This is a genomic window from Desulfosalsimonas sp. (assembly GCF_055149105.1).
This window is the reverse complement of sequence record NZ_JBSRLA010000073.1, coordinates 1-14880: the sequence shown is the minus strand read 5'-3', so window position 1 is coordinate 14880 and position 14880 is coordinate 1. Positions and strand designations below refer to the sequence as shown.

The following is a 14880-nucleotide window of genomic DNA, read 5'->3' as shown; positions in this document are numbered from 1 at the left end:
ATTCGCCCCACGCTGGCGAATGTTTCTGGTTCGACTGCTTAATTTTATAAATGATTTCAGTTTGTTTTACCTGTTAAAGACTGAAGATAACCATTTGACAGGCTTCTATATTCGTTTGCGTGCGTGTTTGCAAATTGTTTGCACAAATTCATTGTTTAAATTTAGCGCAATACCAAATAGTTATTTTAGCTTTTCCCGGAATTGCACATGATATGATTTTATTTAATAATTTCAAAAGGATATATGGCGGAGAGGGTGGGATTCGAACCCACGGTCCCGTGCAAACGGGACACCGGTTTTCGAGACCGACGCCTTCAGCCACTCGGCCACCTCTCCGCGAACTGCTGTGCATAACGGCTTTGATGGGAAAGCCGTTGGTGTGAATAATGCGGCAAACTATCCGGATTTGCTTTTTTTGTCAAACGGAAAGTTGGCGGGGTTTTGGCAAACCGGCTCAGGGCCCGAACATGGTTTGGAGTTCCGGGGAATAATGATCCGGGTCGTTTCGGATAAAAAGCGGGGGATCAATTTTCATGCCCGGATATTTGCCCTTGATGCCCACTGCCAGAACGCGCTTGGCCTCAATCCCGGGCCTGGGATGGATCATGCGCAGGCGCTTGGGTTCGATGCCCGCAGTGCGCATGGCAGAAACCAGATCCACCAGGCGTTCACAAGGGTATATCACCGTAAACCGGCCTGCCGGGGCCAGCATCCGGGCGGCTGCGGCAGTGACATCAGCCAGGGTGACTGCGATTTCGTGCCTGGCCACGGCGCGCTGGGAATCCGGGTTGATGCGGCCTGAATGTCTTGCAAAATGAGGTGGATTGCAGACAACCGCATCCATTGTGCCGCCGGTGTCTTCAGGAACAACGGCTTTCATGTCCTGGTGCAGAATGTGGATTTGGCTGTCCATGTGGTTTTCTGATGCATTTAATCGGGCAATGCCGGCCAGCTCCGCCTGGATTTCAACGCCGAACACCTGCCCGATGCCGGGATTCCTGTAGCCCAGAATCAAGGGGATGACCCCGCAGCCGCAGCCCAGGTCCAGGACCCGGTCGTCTGCCTGTACTGCCGCCAGGTTGCCCAGGATCACCGCATCAATGGAAAACCGGTATCCGCCGGGCGGCTGTTTTACCGAGATGGATCCGTTGAAAAACGTGTCAGATGTGAGATCAGCAGGCTGGTTCATGAGTCGGCCGAAGATGACACAGTGCCGATTTTATACTGGATCCGGCGGATGCGGCCTTCTCCCATGACCCGGTTGATCTGCTCGATGACCCCGGGAGTAAGAAAGCGCATCTGCTGGGTGACAGTGGAACTGGCCACATGCACCAGCAAAACATCGTTTTTCAGGGCGGCCGGGCGGCTGTTTTCTGCGATGACGGGATCGAGTACGTTTTGCCAGATCTGCTGAATCCGGGACAAATCCGAATGCGATTCCCGGCGGAGCTGCCCCACCAGTGCGGAGAGCACATCGCTGATATGGCTGAATTGCTCGTTTCGGTATCTGGGCCGGCTCATGTTGTTTGTCTGCACCTCATACGGGCGCCCTGGCAGGCGCGGGCTGCAATTGTTTTGACTTGCTGTATTGTTTTGCCTGTATCATGGTTAGATTCGGATTGCAACGCAATCCATACCTTGACAGATCCCGGATCATTGATCATATTACTTTGAGTAAATGCTTTTTATTTTCTCATGGTTTATCGTATACACGAGGATTACAGGAAACCAGAAAAAGGAGGAAACCGATCATGGCAAAAATGACAGAGCGGATGCAGGAATTGTTTAACAAGGTACCCACCGCTATACTGGCAACCGCTACCGCAGACGGTGCCCCCAATGCCGTACCCGTAGGGGCCAAAAAAATCATTGATGATGAAACCATTTTGATCTCTGACCAGTTTTTCAACAAGACCCTGGCCAATCTCAAGTCCAATCCAAAGGTGGCCGTGTCTTTCTGGGAGGGCCATGAGGGATACCAGATCAAGGGATCGGCGACCATTGAGACCTCCGGGCAGCGTTTTGAAGAAACCGCCAAATGGATCGAGGAACTGGGCAACAAGGTGGGTGCGCCGCTGAAATCCAAGGGCGCGGTGATCATCCAAATTGAAGAGATTTACGCCCTGGCCCCGGGCCCGGGTGCGGGCAAGAAACTGGCGTAACTTTTCCCAGAGTAAATTTTTCTACAAAAAGATCAATTGCGCCCCCTGCGGCAAGTTCGGCAGGAGGCGCAATTTTTTTTGGAGTAAAAAAAGATCCGGATCTGTTTTCCGTCTCGTTGTATTGAGTTCAGCAAACAGCTTTGAAAGTCATTTTTTGTTTCAAATAAGGGCCATTATTTCTTTTTGCCGGCCTTGGCTTCTTCTTCCGCCCGCAGGTTTTTTCGCAGCACCTTGCCCACGGCGGACTTGGGAATGCTGTCGCGGAATTCTACCATTTTGGGCCGCTTGTAGGCCGCAAGCTTGTCTTTGCAGAATTCCATGATTTCCTCTTCTGTTGCCGTTTCTCCGGATTTCAGGGTGATAAAGGCCTTGATGGTCTCGCCGCGGTATTCATCGGGCACGCCCACGGCCGCGGCCTCGGCCACCTTGGGATGCCGGTAGAGCACTTCGTCGATTTCTCTTGGATAAATGTTATAGCCGCTGGCAATGATCATGTCTTTTGTCCGGTCCACAAGGAAGATGTAGCCGTCTTCATCCTGGATGGCCACATCCCCTGTATACAGCCAGCCGTCTTTTAGCTGGTTGGCGGTCTCCTCCGGGTTGTTCCAGTAGCCGGTCATGACCTGAGGTCCCTTGAGCAGCAGTTCTCCGCGTTCGCCCTGCCTGACCTCGGTGACCCCGTCGGCGGGATCCACGAGTTTGACATCGTTGTCCGGGATGGGAATGCCGATGCTGCCGGGTTTTTTCAGTCCGAGGTTGGGATTGGCAATGCCCATTGCGCTGGTTTCGCTCATTCCCCAGCCTTCGCTGAAAGAAATGTTTAAATCCCTGGCCCGCTCAATGAGGCTGACCGGGCAGGGGGCGCCGCCGCTGTTTAACAGGCTGAATTTCCGGTCCAGTTCCATGGACTCGGCTTTGGGGTGATTTAAAATCGCGCCGATCATGGTGGGTACGGCAGGGAAAAACTGGATTCTGGGAATGTTTTCGAGCATGCCCATGATTTCTTCGATATCAAAGCGCGGCACCAGGATCATGGTGGCGCAGGCGAACATGGCCCAGTTTAAAACCACAATATCGCCATATACGTGGAAAAACGGGAGCATGGCCAGTACATTGCGTTTTTCCACCGGGGTGTTGTCATTCAGGTGGGCACCCCACAGGTTGGCGCACATGGTTGCGGCCAGAATGTTGCGATGGGTAAGCACTGCGCCCTTGGGAAGCCCGGTGGTGCCGCCGGTAAACTGAATCAGGGCCGGATCCTGAGGGGTGACCGATATCCGCGGCGGCACGGTGTTGGTGCAGCTGTCAAGCAGCTGGGAAAAATGATACCAGCCTTGTTCCAGTTCCAGTTCCCGGGGTGTGCTTACGCCAAAACCGTCAATATAATCGGTGACGCGGGTGACAATGATGTTGTCTATTTCCACGGACTGACAAAGGGTCCGGACATTGGGCAGCACCAGATCCAGGGTGAACAGGGTTTTCAGACCGGTATTTTCCGAAAGCCCCTTGAGTTCTTCCGCAGTATACATGGGATTGAGGTTGACAACAATGGCGCCAAGAGACATGGCCCCATAATAGGCAATGATGTACTGGGGACAGTTTGGGAGATGAACACCGACCCGGTCGCCCTTTTTGACCCCCAGCCCGGCAAGGGCATTGGCCATGCGCACAATTTGCTTCCGCAGCTCACTAAAGGTGATTTCCGAGCCATAGAGGTTTGTGGCCGGTTTGTCGGGAACGATGCTTGCAGCAAGGTGGACCAGTTCATGAACCGGAATCTGGGGATACCGGACCGAGGTCGGAACGTTGTAGTCATAATTTTTGTGCCAGAACCTTGTTTCCATTGCGCTTCCATTGCCTCCTGTTTTTGTCCATGTTGAATCAGGGGTTAAACGCTGTCCACGCCGTTTTAATCAATCACGGCAGCCGGTTTTATGTACGTATATTTCGTAGAATATTTTAAAAAGAAAATCAACCCTGAATGCTGTTTGGCTATTTCGAACACTTTCCAGGGCACGCTAAAGAGCTTTGCCGGCTGCCTTGCATTTTTACACCCCATGTTTACCTTAAAATTATTATCCGTTGTGTTTGCTGTATTTTCTGCTTGAAGCAGGGCAGACATTGTCTGAAGGCATGGTCCGGCATTGACCGGGCTTATCGGATTACTTTTTCTGGAGGTGGATATATCCATGGCGGGCAAAAAAATGGATGATCATGACATCGAAGATTTCAACCATGAAGATAAAGATATGAATACTGACAATACTTCCGGGGCACCGGATGAAGAAGGTCCGGGCATGGCCGAGATGATGGCCATGTACGAGGAGAGTTTCAGGCCGGTGGAAAGCGGCCAGGTTGTGGAAGGCGAGGTCGTTGGTCTGGAACGTGACAAGGTTCTGCTGGATATCGGCTACAAGTATGAAGGCGAGGTTGCGGCCAGGGAATTTGCCGATGCAGACGGCAGGGTCCACCTGCAGGTGGGCGACCGGGTGGAAGTGTATTTTGCCGGCAAGGATGAAGACGGATATCCCATCCTGTCGCGGGAGGAAGTGCGCACTGAAAAGCTTCTTGAGCAACTGGGCGCAATTTTCGAAGCTGAAGGAACCGTGAAGGGACGTATTATATCCCGGGTCAAGGGCGGATTTTTTGTGGATATCGGCATTCGGGCTTTTCTGCCGGCATCCCAGCTCGATATCAAGCCGGCAAAAAATCCGGATGAATGGATCGGCACGGACCACGAGTTTAAAATCCTTCAGTTTGACAAGTCGGAAAGAAATGTGGTGATTTCCCGGAGGGTGCTGGTGGAGGCCCAGCGCCGCAAGGACCAGGAAGAGGCCATACAGCGACTCCGTATCGGCGACGTGGTGGCGGGAACCATCACCAATATCACTGATTACGGTTTGTTTGTGGATCTCGGCGGCATCACCGGGCTTGTTCATGTAAGCAATCTGTCCTGGACCCCTGTTCGTCAGCATCCTTCAAAGCTATATGAAACAGGCGAGTCCATCACGGTGAAAGTCCTGGATGTGGATGCCGAGGGCAGAAAAGTCTCGCTCGGGGTCAAGCAGTTGAGCCCCAATCCATGGGATACCCTGGAGCAGAATTATCCCATTGGCACGGTGATCGAAGGCAGGATTAAAAAGGTTACGGATTTTGGCTTGTTTGTGGGAATCGTGGAGGGCATCAACGGCCTGGTCCATGCCTCGGATATTTCATGGACCCAGCCGGTCAAGCCGGCCGAGCATTTTCGCAAGGGCCAGACCGTGCAGGCCAAGATTCTCGGAATTGACCGGGCAAATCAGCGCGTCAACCTCGGGATCAAGCAGCTGAGCCCGGATCCGTGGCAGGAACTTCCCCAAAAATACGCGCCCGGTACACAGGTAAGCGGAAAAGTGGTCAATATTGCCGAATTCGGACTTTTTGTGGAAATTGAGGAAGGCATCCAGGGGCTTGTCCATCTCTCGGAGCTGCCCCACGGGCAGGGGGAAAATCCCCTGGAGAGCTTCCGGACGGGTCAGGATGTGGAGGCCAGAGTCATTGAAGTGCTGCCGTCGGATCGCAAAATCCGGCTGACATTGCGGGATGAAAAAAAATCGCATGCGGGCGGAGACGGTAAAAAAAGCACCCAGACCGGCACAGAGTCTGCTGAAACAGATCTGGGCCGCCTTCTCAAGCAGCGTTTCGAGGATCAGGGCCAGACGGATCCGAATTCCGAATAAGTATAAAAAAAGCCGGGACCGTTGCCGGTCCCGGCTTGAAAAAGCATTTTTTCGGGCGATTGATGAATGTGGTGCAGTTTAGATGCGCTTTACATTAATCGCCTGGGGCCCTTTGGGGGAGTCCTGTACTTCCAGGGTTACGCGATCCAGTTCATTCAGGGTTCGGAAACCGGAGCCGTCGATGTTTGAATAATGCACAAATACATCGCCGTGTTCATCGGTTTCGATAAAGCCGTAGCCTTTTTTTTCATTAAACCATTTTACCCGACCTTCCATTAAACGAGCCACCTCCTTTCATAAGTTATCCGTACAAACTTTCAGGCGCTGCTTCGGAAGGCTTTGCTTGAACGAAATCGCGTACCCCGAATTGCTGGACCCAACTTTGTACCATATTCGAATGCAAATCGAATATGTTATGATAAATTAAATGGCAAAAACGCGTTTGTCAATAAAAACATTTGCCGCAAGCAATTTTTCCTGCCTTAAAGTTCCTGCACTGCGAAAATCAACAAGAAAGCCATGCGCGGGCGGTCCCTATCGGTCACTGCTGCAGTCAGGGCCTTTTGCACTGTGAGCACCCCGGAGCTGGCCGCAGGCCGCATCAATGTCTGATCCCTTGCTCCAGCGGATAATGGCGGTGTAGTTGTTTTTTATGAGAACGGACTGAAAGGCCTCTATGGCAGCGTTTTCCGGGCGCTGAAACAATGTATCCGGATGCGGGTTAAACGGGATGAGATTGATTTTGGCCCGAACGGGCCGGAGCAGTTTTGCAAGCTGCTTTGCGTGTTTTTCCGAGTCATTGATGCCTTTTATCAGAATGTATTCAAACGTGATTTTGTCCCGCGGGGGCAGGGGGTATCGGGTGCAGGCCGCAATGAGCCGTTCTATGGGAATATTTTTGTTAATCGGCATCAGCCGGTCCCGGGTGGTGTTGTCTGCCGCGTTTAAAGAGACGGCCAGCCGCACCCGGGTATCTCCGGCAAGGTCATCAAACCGCTCTGCCAGGCCGGCCGTGGACAGGGTCACCCGCCGGGTGGAAAATTTCAGGCCCCAGTTGCCGTCGGTGATGACGCCCAGGGCCGCAACAACATTGTCATAATTGGCCAGGGGCTCTCCCATGCCCATGAGCACGAGGTTGGACAGGCGCATGCCACCCCGGACCGCCGCCTCGTCCTGGCATGAAATAACCTGGCCGATAATTTCGGCCCGGCTCAGGTTTCGGATCAAACCGGTTTTTCCGGTCATGCAAAAGGCGCATCCCATGGCGCATCCCACCTGGGTGGAAATGCAGAGCGTGTAATGGTCTTTTTCCGGAATCAGCACAGATTCCACGCAATTGCCGTCATCCAGGCCGAACAGGAATTTGCATGTGCCGTCTTCGGCAACCTGCACGTCGCGCACCTCAGGGCGGGATATGGTGAAATGATCCGCCAGAAGGCCCCGGGCCTCTTTTGCCAGGTTGGTCATATCCTCAAAGCGTTGCACCCGCCGGGCATAAAGCCACTGCAGGGCCTGGTCCGCCCTGAAGCTGCGCATGCCGTGGCCGGCAAAAAACGAAATCAGCTCGTTCCGGGAGATATCGCGGATATCGGGTTTTTTATCTTGTTTTCGGGGTTGAATCATAACGGGTTCGGATGTAATATGAATTAAAAGAAATCCGGTTTATCCGGGCACTGGAAAACACATTATTATACTTGACATTCCAGGATGTAAATATTAATTTCAACGGATTCATTTTTGCGGCCATACGAGAATCAGCTCTATGTTTGACAATTTAAGCGACAAGCTCAATTCGGTTTTTAAAAAACTCAAGGGTCACGGCAAGCTCTCGGAGAAAAACATTGACGAGGGCCTGCGGGAAGTGCGCATGGCCTTGCTGGAGGCAGATGCGCATTACCGGGTGGTCAAGCAGTTGATCGCAGATATCCGGGCGCGGGCCATCGGCCAGGAGGTGCTTGAAAGTCTGACACCGGCCCAGCAGGTCATCAAGATCGTCAATGAAGAATTGACCGCCCTGATGGGATCGGAAAACGAGGCGCTCAATCTTTCCGGGGCCATGCCCCAGGCCGTGATGCTCGTCGGGCTCCAGGGCTCGGGCAAGACCACCACGGCCGGAAAGCTTGCGGTTCATCTGCGCAAAAACGGCAAAAAACCGTATCTGGTGCCTTTGGACGTGTATCGGCCGGCGGCCATTGATCAGCTCAAAAAGCTCGGCGAGCAGCTGTCAGTGCCGGTATTTGATTCCAGCCCGGACATGGATCCGGTGGAAATCGCGCAGAAAGCCCGGCAAAAGGCGCCGTCTGAAGGCTGTGATACGCTGGTCCTGGATACCGCGGGCCGGCTGCATGTGGATTCGGAATTGATGAACGAGCTATCCCGGATCCAGAAAGCCATCGAGCCCTCGGATGTTCTGCTGATCGCCGATGCCATGACCGGCCAGGATGCGGTCAACATGGCCGAGTCATTTGACCAGGCTTTGGATCTTGGCGGCATCGTGCTCACCAAGATGGACGGCGACGCCAGGGGCGGGGCGGCCTTGTCCATTAAGGCGGTTACCGGCAAGCCGGTGAAGTTTATCGGTGTCGGGGAGAAAACCAATGCCCTGGAAGAGTTTCATCCGGACCGGATGGCATCCCGGATTCTGGGCATGGGTGATATGCTCTCCTTTATTGAAAAGGCCCAGGATGCGGTGGATGAAAAAAAGGCCGCTGACCTGGAAAAGAAACTCCGGAAAAACGAGTTCACCCTGGAGGATTTCCGGGACCAGATGACCCAGGTGAGAAAGATGGGATCGCTCAATGATCTGATCAAGATGATCCCGGGTGCAAACAAGAGCAAGCAGCTAAACAAGTTAGACGTTGACGAACGCGAACTGGTGCGCATCGAGGCGATCATCAACTCCATGACCCCGGCCGAGCGGCGCAACCACAATATTGTCAACGGAAGCAGAAGAAAACGGATTGCCAAGGGAAGCGGGACAAAAGTTCAGGACGTCAACAAGCTCCTGAAAAATTACTCCCAGGTGTTAAAGATGATGAAGAAATTCAACAAGGGCGGCATGCGGGCAATGACCCGGAACATGATGCCGTTTTAACAAGGAAGGCAGGAAAATGTCAGTAAGAATCAGATTGTCCAGGCATGGTGCGAAAAAGAAACCGTTTTACCGCATTGTCGTGGCAGACGGCCGCTATCCCAGAGACGGCCGGTTTCTGGAAACCGTGGGCACCTACAACCCCATGGTGGATCCCCACGAAGTGACGCTGAACAGCGACAGAATCGCCCATTGGATGGATAACGGAGCCATCCCCAGCGACACCGTCAACAGCCTTTTAAAGCAAAAGGGTTTTTATGAAGCAGTAAAATCAGCATAAAAAATAGCTTGTCCGCGAATCCCAATATTCCAGCAGCCATTCTATGAAGGAGAGGGGTCAAATGAAAGAGCTGATCACGTACATCGCAAAGGCGCTTGTGGACAATCCTGATGAAGTGACCGTGACCGAGGTGGAAGGCGGCCAGACAGCGGTCCTCGAGCTCAAAGTGGCCAAGGAGGATCTGGGAAAAGTGATCGGAAAGCAGGGGCGGACTGCCCGGGCCATGCGGACAATATTGAATGCCGCTTCGGCAAAGGTCAAGAAGCGCACTGTTCTTGAGATTATCGAGGAATAATCAAAGCCGTCTGCACATGGACCCGGACAAGCTTCTTTTGATCGGAAAAATTACCCGACCTCACGGTATTCGCGGGGAGGTCCGGGTTGCTGCATATGTGGATCAACAAATCCATCTGCAGCCCGGCTCCCGGGTAATTGTTGAAGCCCCGGATCGCCAGCCTGCTGAATACCGCATAGAGACGGCCCGTTCCCATAAAAACGGCCTGCTCGTTGGATTTGCAGAGGTCGGCGACCGAAGCAGCGCAGAGGCCGTTTCCGGCGCATCCCTTTTTATGCCCCGATCCGCCCTGCCGCCTGCAGAGCCGGATACATGGTACTGGTGTGATCTGATCGGGCTGGCGGTTTACGAAACCGACGGCGGTTTTCTGGGCCGGGTGGAATCCATGATTGAAACCGGCAGCAATGATGTTTTCGTGGTCAGGCAAGGACAAAACGAGCAGCTGATTCCGGCCATTGAACAAGTGGTGCGGGAAATTGACCTGGAAGACGGCAAGATGGTCGTGGATCTTCCCGAGGGGCTTTAACCGGGAAGCACAAAATCCGCGGGGCCGAAGATAGTGAAGGAAAGGATTTCGGGAAAGATGAGGTTTTGCGTATTGACGATCTTTCCTGAAATGTTTGATGCATTTGCCGGCCACGGGATCATGCGCAGGGCAGTTGAAAGCGGCAAAATTGGCCTGGAACCCGTCAATATCCGTGATTTTGCCGAGGGCCGGCACAAGGTGACAGACGACCGGCCCTATGGCGGCGGTTCAGGCATGGTCATGAAGCCCGAACCCCTGGCAGCTGCCATTGAAAAGGCCAAAACCGAACTGCCCGAAGCGCCGGTGGTCTTGCTCACCCCCCAGGGCCGGCGCTTTGATCAGGACACGGCCCGGCAGTATGCGGCCTGCAAAGAGATGATTTTTGTCTGCGGCCGGTATGAAGGACTGGATGAGCGGATTTGCGAGACATATGTGGATGACGAGATCTCCATTGGCGATTATGTATTAACTGGCGGGGAACTGCCTGCAATGGTGGTCATGGATGCGGTGATCCGGCATATTCCCGGCGTGCTGGGAGCAGCGGATGCGGCAGAGTGCGATTCCTTCTCAGCCGGCCGTCTGGAGCACGCCCATTACACCCGGCCCGGGGTTTTTGAGCAAAAGCAGGTGCCCGAAGTTTTGCTTTCGGGCAATCATCGGGCCATAGAGGACTGGCGCAGGGAATCGGCGCTGCTGCGAACGATTTTAAAGCGCCCGGATTTGCTGGAGCAGACAGGGCTGACAGAGCCGGAAAAAAAGATTGTTCAAAAATGGTGCCGCCGACTTGAAGCCCTTGCATCGGATTAAGCTTTACCTGGCCCTGCTGCATCATCCGGTCAGGAGCAAGGACGGCAGTACCATTGCCTCGGCGATTACCAGCATTGATCTCCATGATATTGCCAGGGCCGCCCGAACATACGGGGTGAGCGGATTTTATGTGGTCACCCCCCTGGAGGATCAGCAGGCTTTTGCCCGAAAGATCATCGGTCACTGGACAGACGGTGCCGGTGCTGTGTACAACCCGGACCGCAGCCGGGCCCTGACTTTGATCCGTATCCGGGAAAGCTTAAACCAGGTGACAACAGAGATCTGCCGGCAGGAGGATCTGCCTGTACGGGTGGTGGCCACCAGTGCGGCAGACAGCCCGGACCAGATCGGATATCCGGAACTCAGCCGGGCCCTGGCCAAGCAAGATGCCGCCTGGGTGCTGGCCTTGGGCACGGCCTGGGGACTGACGGCTGAATTCATGAATGAGGCGGATTTCCGGCTGGCGCCGATTGCAACCGGATCGGGGTATAATCATCTTTCCGTGCGTTCGGCAGCCGCCATAATGCTTGACCGGCTTCTGGGCGGCGAATTTTGATGGCGCGGTAAAAAGTTCAATATCTGCGTTACGCGCGATTCCTCAGAATTTCACGTACAGATAAGTACGCTGCATTCTTCGGCAATCGCGCAAGCCTGGATCTTGAACTTTTTACGGCGCCATCTGAAAACTTGGTTTTTACGAAACCATCAATTTTAAGGATCAGAATTTAAACGTTTCAGGTCCCGGCCCTTTTCCGGCGGGTCTGACAAACCCTATTGCGAGGCGATTATGGACGCGATCAAACAGATTGAAAGAGAACAGCTCAGAATGGATATCACCGGGTTTGAGCCTGGGGATACGGTAAAGGTGCACGTCCGGATCCGGGAAGGGGAAAAAGAGCGGATCCAGGTTTTCCAGGGCGTGGTCATTGCCATGAAAAAGGGCACGATCAACGCCAGTTTCACAGTACGAAAAGTGTCTTACGGCATTGGCGTGGAACGAATTTTTCCCTTGCATTCCCCGGCCCTTGAGCAGGTGGAAGTGGTGGAAAAAGGACGGGTGCGGCGCTCCAAGATTTATTACCTGCGCGGGCTGAAGGAAAAGGCGGCACGAATGAAGCTGCGCCGCAAGTAAGTACTATCAGGAAATTGTCCATGGCCGAATCGATCCGGCAGTTCGAGCACCAGGCGCAAAGTCAGGGATATTGCCGTATTGCCGGAATCGACGAGGTGGGCCGCGGCCCCCTTGCCGGCCCGGTGGTTGCGGCAGCGGTGATGCTTTCAGACGATTTTGCCGTTTCCGGCATTACCGATTCCAAGCGGCTTTCTCCCAAGGTCCGGCTGCGGCTGCATGACGAGATCTACGCAAATGCAAGGGCCGTTGGCATCGGCATTGTGGACCCTGTTGAAATCGACCGGATCAATATTTTGCAGGCCTCGCTTCAGGCCATGTCCATGGCTGTGGACAATCTTTGCCCCGAACCCGATTGCCTGCTGATAGACGGCCAGTGGCCCATTGGCGCAGAAATTTACCAACAGACCATTGTCAAGGGGGATTTGCGCAGCATTTCCGTTGCCGCGGCCTCGATTGTGGCCAAGGTCACCCGTGACCGGATTATGGAAAGATACAGCCTGGATTATCCGGAGTATGGGTTTTCCGGCCACAAGGGCTATCCCACCCGGGCCCACGCCCGGGCACTGGAAGAGCACGGCTGGTGCCCCATTCACCGCCGCAGCTTTAAAGGGGTGAACCGCCACAATCACCGGTATTTCAGCCCAAATCCGGAAAGAACCGCCTGCTTTACCGGTTTTTCAGAAAGCACCTGAGATGGCAATCGAATCCCAAAAGTTCGGGCGTCTGGGGGAATCCCTGGCCATTGCCCATTTAAAAAAAAACGGGTATCAGATCCTGGACCGAAACTACCGCAACTGCTTTGGCGAAATCGACGTGATTGCCCGCCAGGGTGAAACCATCGTATTTGTGGAAGTAAAGTCCAGATCCTCGGACCGCTTCGGACCTTCCAAGGCGGCTGTGGACCGGATAAAGCAGCAGAAGATTTCCAGGGTGGCCCTGGGCTATCTCAAGCAGAAACGCCAGACCGACAAAAAGGCGCGTTTTGACGTGGTGTGCGTGGATGCCGGGCAAAAACACTGCCGGGTGGAAATCATTGCCAATGCCTTTGCCCTGGCCTACGGATAGGTCTTCATGAATACAACCCGGCCAAACCCGGCAGGCGGCATACTTTACGTGGTGGCCACACCCATCGGCCACATGGGAGATATGACCTACAGGGCCGTGGAAGTGCTGCAAAACGCAGATCTTATCGCCGCTGAAGACACCCGCCACACCGCAAGGCTGCTTGCCCATTACGCCATTGAAACCCCCTTGCTTTCCTGTCACGAACACAACGAATCCCAAAGAATTCCGCTTCTGCTGCAAAAACTGGAATCCGGCCGCCAGCTTGCCCTGGTATCGGATGCCGGTACGCCCATGGTTTCAGATCCCGGCTACCGGCTTGTGGCCGCGGCACTGGAGACGGGCATCAAAGTGGTGCCTATTCCCGGGGCGTGTGCTGCTGTTGCCGCCCTGTCCGTATCCGGGCTGGCCGTAGACAGTTTCTGCTTTGCAGGGTTTGTTCCCAAAAAGAAAAAGCAGCGGCAGGAACTGCTCACCCGCCTGTCCGGTGCCCGGCAGACCCTGATTTTCTATGAATCTCCGAGGCGGGTGGAGGCGCTTTTGCAGGATTTGATCGATTATCTGGGAAACCGTCCGGCGGTGGTGGCGCGGGAGATCACCAAGCGCTACGAAGAGTTTTTACGCGGCAGCCTTTCCGAATTGCGCGATGAAATCAGCCGGCGCGAATCCATCAAGGGCGAGATCACCGTGCTGGTTTCCGGCTTTACTGAAGACAGCCGGGATACCGGGGAAGTGGACCGGGAGATCCAATGTGAAATTGAAACCGCCCTGGCCGGGCAAATGGTTTCTCCCTCAAAGCTTGCAGCAGAGCTTGCCCGGAAATACAACCTGCCAAAAGGCCGGGTTTATAAAATGATCTTGCAGATCCAGGAGAACCGATAAGTTGCTGTTGCGCTGCCGGCCCCCAGTTTTGATGGCGCCGTAAAAATCCAATATCTGCGTTACGCGCAATTTCTCAGAATTTCACGTACGGCTAAGTACGCTGCATTCTTCGAAATTGCGCAAGCCTTGATCTTGAACTTTACGGCACCATCTGAAATTAGACTTTTTACGGTGCCATCAACTTTGGATGCGGTTTGAAATGCACATGAGAATGAATATGTTATAATTCATTGGCTTTACGGTTCAACAAAAATCCTGACAAAAGGGGAGGCCGGGATATGAAAAAAAGTTTTACCACTGTGGGCTGCGGAAGGGTTGGAACCGCCATGGCCCGGTACCTTGCAGCAGCAGGGTACCGGCCTGCGGGATTTGCCAGCCGCAGTCTTTCTTCTGCAAAACGGGCTTCTGAAGCCGCCGGATCCAGTGCCCCGGCTTCGGTTCAACCCTGGGATGTCACACCCGGAGCGGATATCGTCCTGATCACGACCCCTGATGGCGCCATCCGGGAAACAGCGGAGAAAATCGCCGAATACAAGGGCGTTGGCAAGGACACAGTGGTGCTTCACTGCAGCGGGGCCCTGCCGTCAACGGAACTGGCCGCAGTTGCCGATTGTGGTGCGAAAATCGGCAGCCTGCATCCGCTCCAGAGCTTTGCTGATGAAAACATCGAACAAAATCCCTTTGCCGGGATCATGATGGCTGTTGAGGGTCAGGAACCGGCTGTTGCCGCAGCCCGGGAGATTGCCGAAAGCCTCGGGGCCAGCCCGTTTGAAATCCGGACCGACTGCAAACGGCTTTATCACGCATCTGCTGTGGCCGCTTCCAATTACCTGGTCACTCTCATGAATCTTTCACTGCAGCTGATCATGGTCTCCGGGGTGGCCCCGGCGGATTCCTGGAATGTGCTAAAGCCCCTTGTGACCG

General features: G+C 54.0%; 18 protein-coding genes and 1 tRNA gene. 13 read left to right on the top strand and 6 right to left on the bottom strand.

The window, feature by feature from the left end; translation table 11 throughout:
* Positions 1–244 precede the first annotated feature (244 nt).
* From ACTCIA_RS14560 to ACTCIA_RS14550, 3 genes are all read right to left on the bottom strand, one after another.
* A tRNA-Ser gene (locus tag ACTCIA_RS14560) sits at positions 245–336 on the bottom strand.
* A gap of 118 nt (positions 337–454) precedes the next feature.
* The gene (locus ACTCIA_RS14555) at positions 455–1189 is read right to left on the bottom strand and encodes a tRNA1(Val) (adenine(37)-N6)-methyltransferase (protein WP_463002538.1); all 735 of its coding nucleotides are present in this window, start codon (positions 1187–1189) and stop codon (positions 455–457) included.
* Positions 1186–1521 (bottom strand): DciA family protein, encoded by a 336-nt coding sequence (locus tag ACTCIA_RS14550; protein ID WP_463002537.1) that lies wholly within the window; start codon positions 1519–1521, stop codon positions 1186–1188. The genes ACTCIA_RS14555 and ACTCIA_RS14550 overlap by 4 nt, the downstream gene beginning before the upstream one ends.
* A 230-nt stretch (positions 1522–1751) precedes the next feature.
* Between ACTCIA_RS14550 and ACTCIA_RS14545 the strand changes: the two genes are divergently transcribed.
* On the top strand, positions 1752–2162 hold the full coding sequence (locus ACTCIA_RS14545) for a pyridoxamine 5'-phosphate oxidase family protein (RefSeq protein WP_463002536.1): 411 nt from the start codon (positions 1752–1754) through the stop codon (positions 2160–2162).
* Between the two features lie 173 nt (positions 2163–2335).
* Here ACTCIA_RS14545 and ACTCIA_RS14540 read toward each other — a convergent pair whose 3' ends face one another.
* Positions 2336–4006 carry a long-chain-fatty-acid--CoA ligase gene (locus ACTCIA_RS14540; protein WP_463002535.1) on the bottom strand — a complete coding sequence of 557 codons (1671 nt, stop codon included), beginning with the start codon at positions 4004–4006 and terminating at the stop codon, positions 2336–2338.
* Positions 4007–4351: 345 nt separating this feature from the next.
* On the opposite strand from ACTCIA_RS14540, the gene ACTCIA_RS14535 reads away from it, so the two are divergent.
* Complete coding sequence (locus ACTCIA_RS14535) at positions 4352–5881, top strand: S1 RNA-binding domain-containing protein (protein ID WP_463002534.1); 1530 nt, start codon at positions 4352–4354, stop codon at positions 5879–5881.
* A gap of 78 nt (positions 5882–5959) precedes the next feature.
* Here ACTCIA_RS14535 and ACTCIA_RS14530 read toward each other — a convergent pair whose 3' ends face one another.
* Positions 5960–6157, bottom strand: coding sequence for a cold-shock protein (locus ACTCIA_RS14530; RefSeq protein ID WP_463002533.1), 198 nt, complete (start codon positions 6155–6157; stop codon positions 5960–5962).
* A 258-nt stretch (positions 6158–6415) separates the two neighbouring features.
* A complete protein-coding gene (gene rlmN, locus ACTCIA_RS14525; RefSeq protein ID WP_463002532.1) occupies positions 6416–7504 on the bottom strand; it encodes a dual-specificity RNA methyltransferase RlmN in 1089 nt (362 codons plus the stop codon).
* Between the two features lie 139 nt (positions 7505–7643).
* Between rlmN and ffh the strand changes: the two genes are divergently transcribed.
* The 11 genes from ffh to ACTCIA_RS14470 all read left to right on the top strand — a co-directional run.
* Positions 7644–8975, top strand: coding sequence for a signal recognition particle protein (gene ffh / locus ACTCIA_RS14520; protein WP_463002531.1), 1332 nt, complete (start codon positions 7644–7646; stop codon positions 8973–8975).
* Positions 8976–8991: 16 nt separating this feature from the next.
* The gene (gene rpsP / locus ACTCIA_RS14515) at positions 8992–9252 is read left to right on the top strand and encodes a 30S ribosomal protein S16 (protein ID WP_463002530.1); all 261 of its coding nucleotides are present in this window, start codon (positions 8992–8994) and stop codon (positions 9250–9252) included.
* A gap of 61 nt (positions 9253–9313) precedes the next feature.
* Positions 9314–9547 carry a KH domain-containing protein gene (locus ACTCIA_RS14510; RefSeq protein ID WP_181551094.1) on the top strand — a complete coding sequence of 78 codons (234 nt, stop codon included), beginning with the start codon at positions 9314–9316 and terminating at the stop codon, positions 9545–9547.
* A gap of 16 nt (positions 9548–9563) precedes the next feature.
* Entirely contained in the window at positions 9564–10073 is a 510-nt protein-coding gene (rimM, locus tag ACTCIA_RS14505; RefSeq protein WP_463002529.1) for a ribosome maturation factor RimM, read from the top strand.
* 57 nt (positions 10074–10130) lie between these two features.
* Positions 10131–10880, top strand: coding sequence for a tRNA (guanosine(37)-N1)-methyltransferase TrmD (trmD, locus tag ACTCIA_RS14500; RefSeq protein ID WP_463002528.1), 750 nt, complete (start codon positions 10131–10133; stop codon positions 10878–10880).
* Positions 10858–11436, top strand: coding sequence for an RNA methyltransferase (locus ACTCIA_RS14495; protein ID WP_463002527.1), 579 nt, complete (start codon positions 10858–10860; stop codon positions 11434–11436). The genes trmD and ACTCIA_RS14495 overlap by 23 nt, the downstream gene beginning before the upstream one ends.
* Before the next feature lie 231 nt (positions 11437–11667).
* Positions 11668–12012, top strand: a complete 345-nt coding sequence (rplS, locus tag ACTCIA_RS14490) for a 50S ribosomal protein L19 (protein ID WP_463002526.1) — start codon at positions 11668–11670, stop codon at positions 12010–12012.
* A 20-nt stretch (positions 12013–12032) separates the two neighbouring features.
* Positions 12033–12704: a ribonuclease HII gene (locus ACTCIA_RS14485; protein WP_463002525.1), complete on the top strand. Its 672-nt coding sequence runs from the start codon at positions 12033–12035 to the stop codon at positions 12702–12704.
* Position 12705: 1 nt separating this feature from the next.
* Entirely contained in the window at positions 12706–13077 is a 372-nt protein-coding gene (locus ACTCIA_RS14480) for a YraN family protein (RefSeq protein ID WP_463002524.1), read from the top strand.
* 6 nt (positions 13078–13083) lie between these two features.
* Positions 13084–13956 (top strand): 16S rRNA (cytidine(1402)-2'-O)-methyltransferase, encoded by an 873-nt coding sequence (rsmI, locus tag ACTCIA_RS14475; protein ID WP_463002523.1) that lies wholly within the window; start codon positions 13084–13086, stop codon positions 13954–13956.
* 278 nt (positions 13957–14234) lie between these two features.
* A partial coding sequence (locus tag ACTCIA_RS14470; RefSeq protein WP_463002522.1) for a Rossmann-like and DUF2520 domain-containing protein occupies positions 14235–14880 on the top strand: 646 nt, incomplete at its 3' end.

Bases quoted from the DNA above. Each gene is read 5' to 3' on its own strand.
- ACTCIA_RS14555 (WP_463002538.1), bottom strand. From the start codon at position 1,189: ATGAACCAGCCTGCTGATCTCACATCTGACACGTTTTTCAACGGATCC.
- ACTCIA_RS14550 (WP_463002537.1), bottom strand. From the start codon at position 1,521: ATGAGCCGGCCCAGATACCGAAACGAGCAATTCAGCCATATCAGCGAT.
- ACTCIA_RS14545 (WP_463002536.1), top strand. From the start codon at position 1,752: ATGGCAAAAATGACAGAGCGGATGCAGGAATTGTTTAACAAGGTACCC.
- ACTCIA_RS14540 (WP_463002535.1), bottom strand. From the start codon at position 4,006: ATGGAAACAAGGTTCTGGCACAAAAATTATGACTACAACGTTCCGACC.
- ACTCIA_RS14535 (WP_463002534.1), top strand. From the start codon at position 4,352: ATGGCGGGCAAAAAAATGGATGATCATGACATCGAAGATTTCAACCAT.
- ACTCIA_RS14530 (WP_463002533.1), bottom strand. From the start codon at position 6,157: ATGGAAGGTCGGGTAAAATGGTTTAATGAAAAAAAAGGCTACGGCTTT.
- rlmN (WP_463002532.1), bottom strand. From the start codon at position 7,504: ATGATTCAACCCCGAAAACAAGATAAAAAACCCGATATCCGCGATATC.
- ffh (WP_463002531.1), top strand. From the start codon at position 7,644: ATGTTTGACAATTTAAGCGACAAGCTCAATTCGGTTTTTAAAAAACTC.
- rpsP (WP_463002530.1), top strand. From the start codon at position 8,992: ATGTCAGTAAGAATCAGATTGTCCAGGCATGGTGCGAAAAAGAAACCG.
- ACTCIA_RS14510 (WP_181551094.1), top strand. From the start codon at position 9,314: ATGAAAGAGCTGATCACGTACATCGCAAAGGCGCTTGTGGACAATCCT.
- rimM (WP_463002529.1), top strand. From the start codon at position 9,564: ATGGACCCGGACAAGCTTCTTTTGATCGGAAAAATTACCCGACCTCAC.
- trmD (WP_463002528.1), top strand. From the start codon at position 10,131: ATGAGGTTTTGCGTATTGACGATCTTTCCTGAAATGTTTGATGCATTT.
- rplS (WP_463002526.1), top strand. From the start codon at position 11,668: ATGGACGCGATCAAACAGATTGAAAGAGAACAGCTCAGAATGGATATC.
- ACTCIA_RS14485 (WP_463002525.1), top strand. From the start codon at position 12,033: ATGGCCGAATCGATCCGGCAGTTCGAGCACCAGGCGCAAAGTCAGGGA.
- ACTCIA_RS14480 (WP_463002524.1), top strand. From the start codon at position 12,706: ATGGCAATCGAATCCCAAAAGTTCGGGCGTCTGGGGGAATCCCTGGCC.
- rsmI (WP_463002523.1), top strand. From the start codon at position 13,084: ATGAATACAACCCGGCCAAACCCGGCAGGCGGCATACTTTACGTGGTG.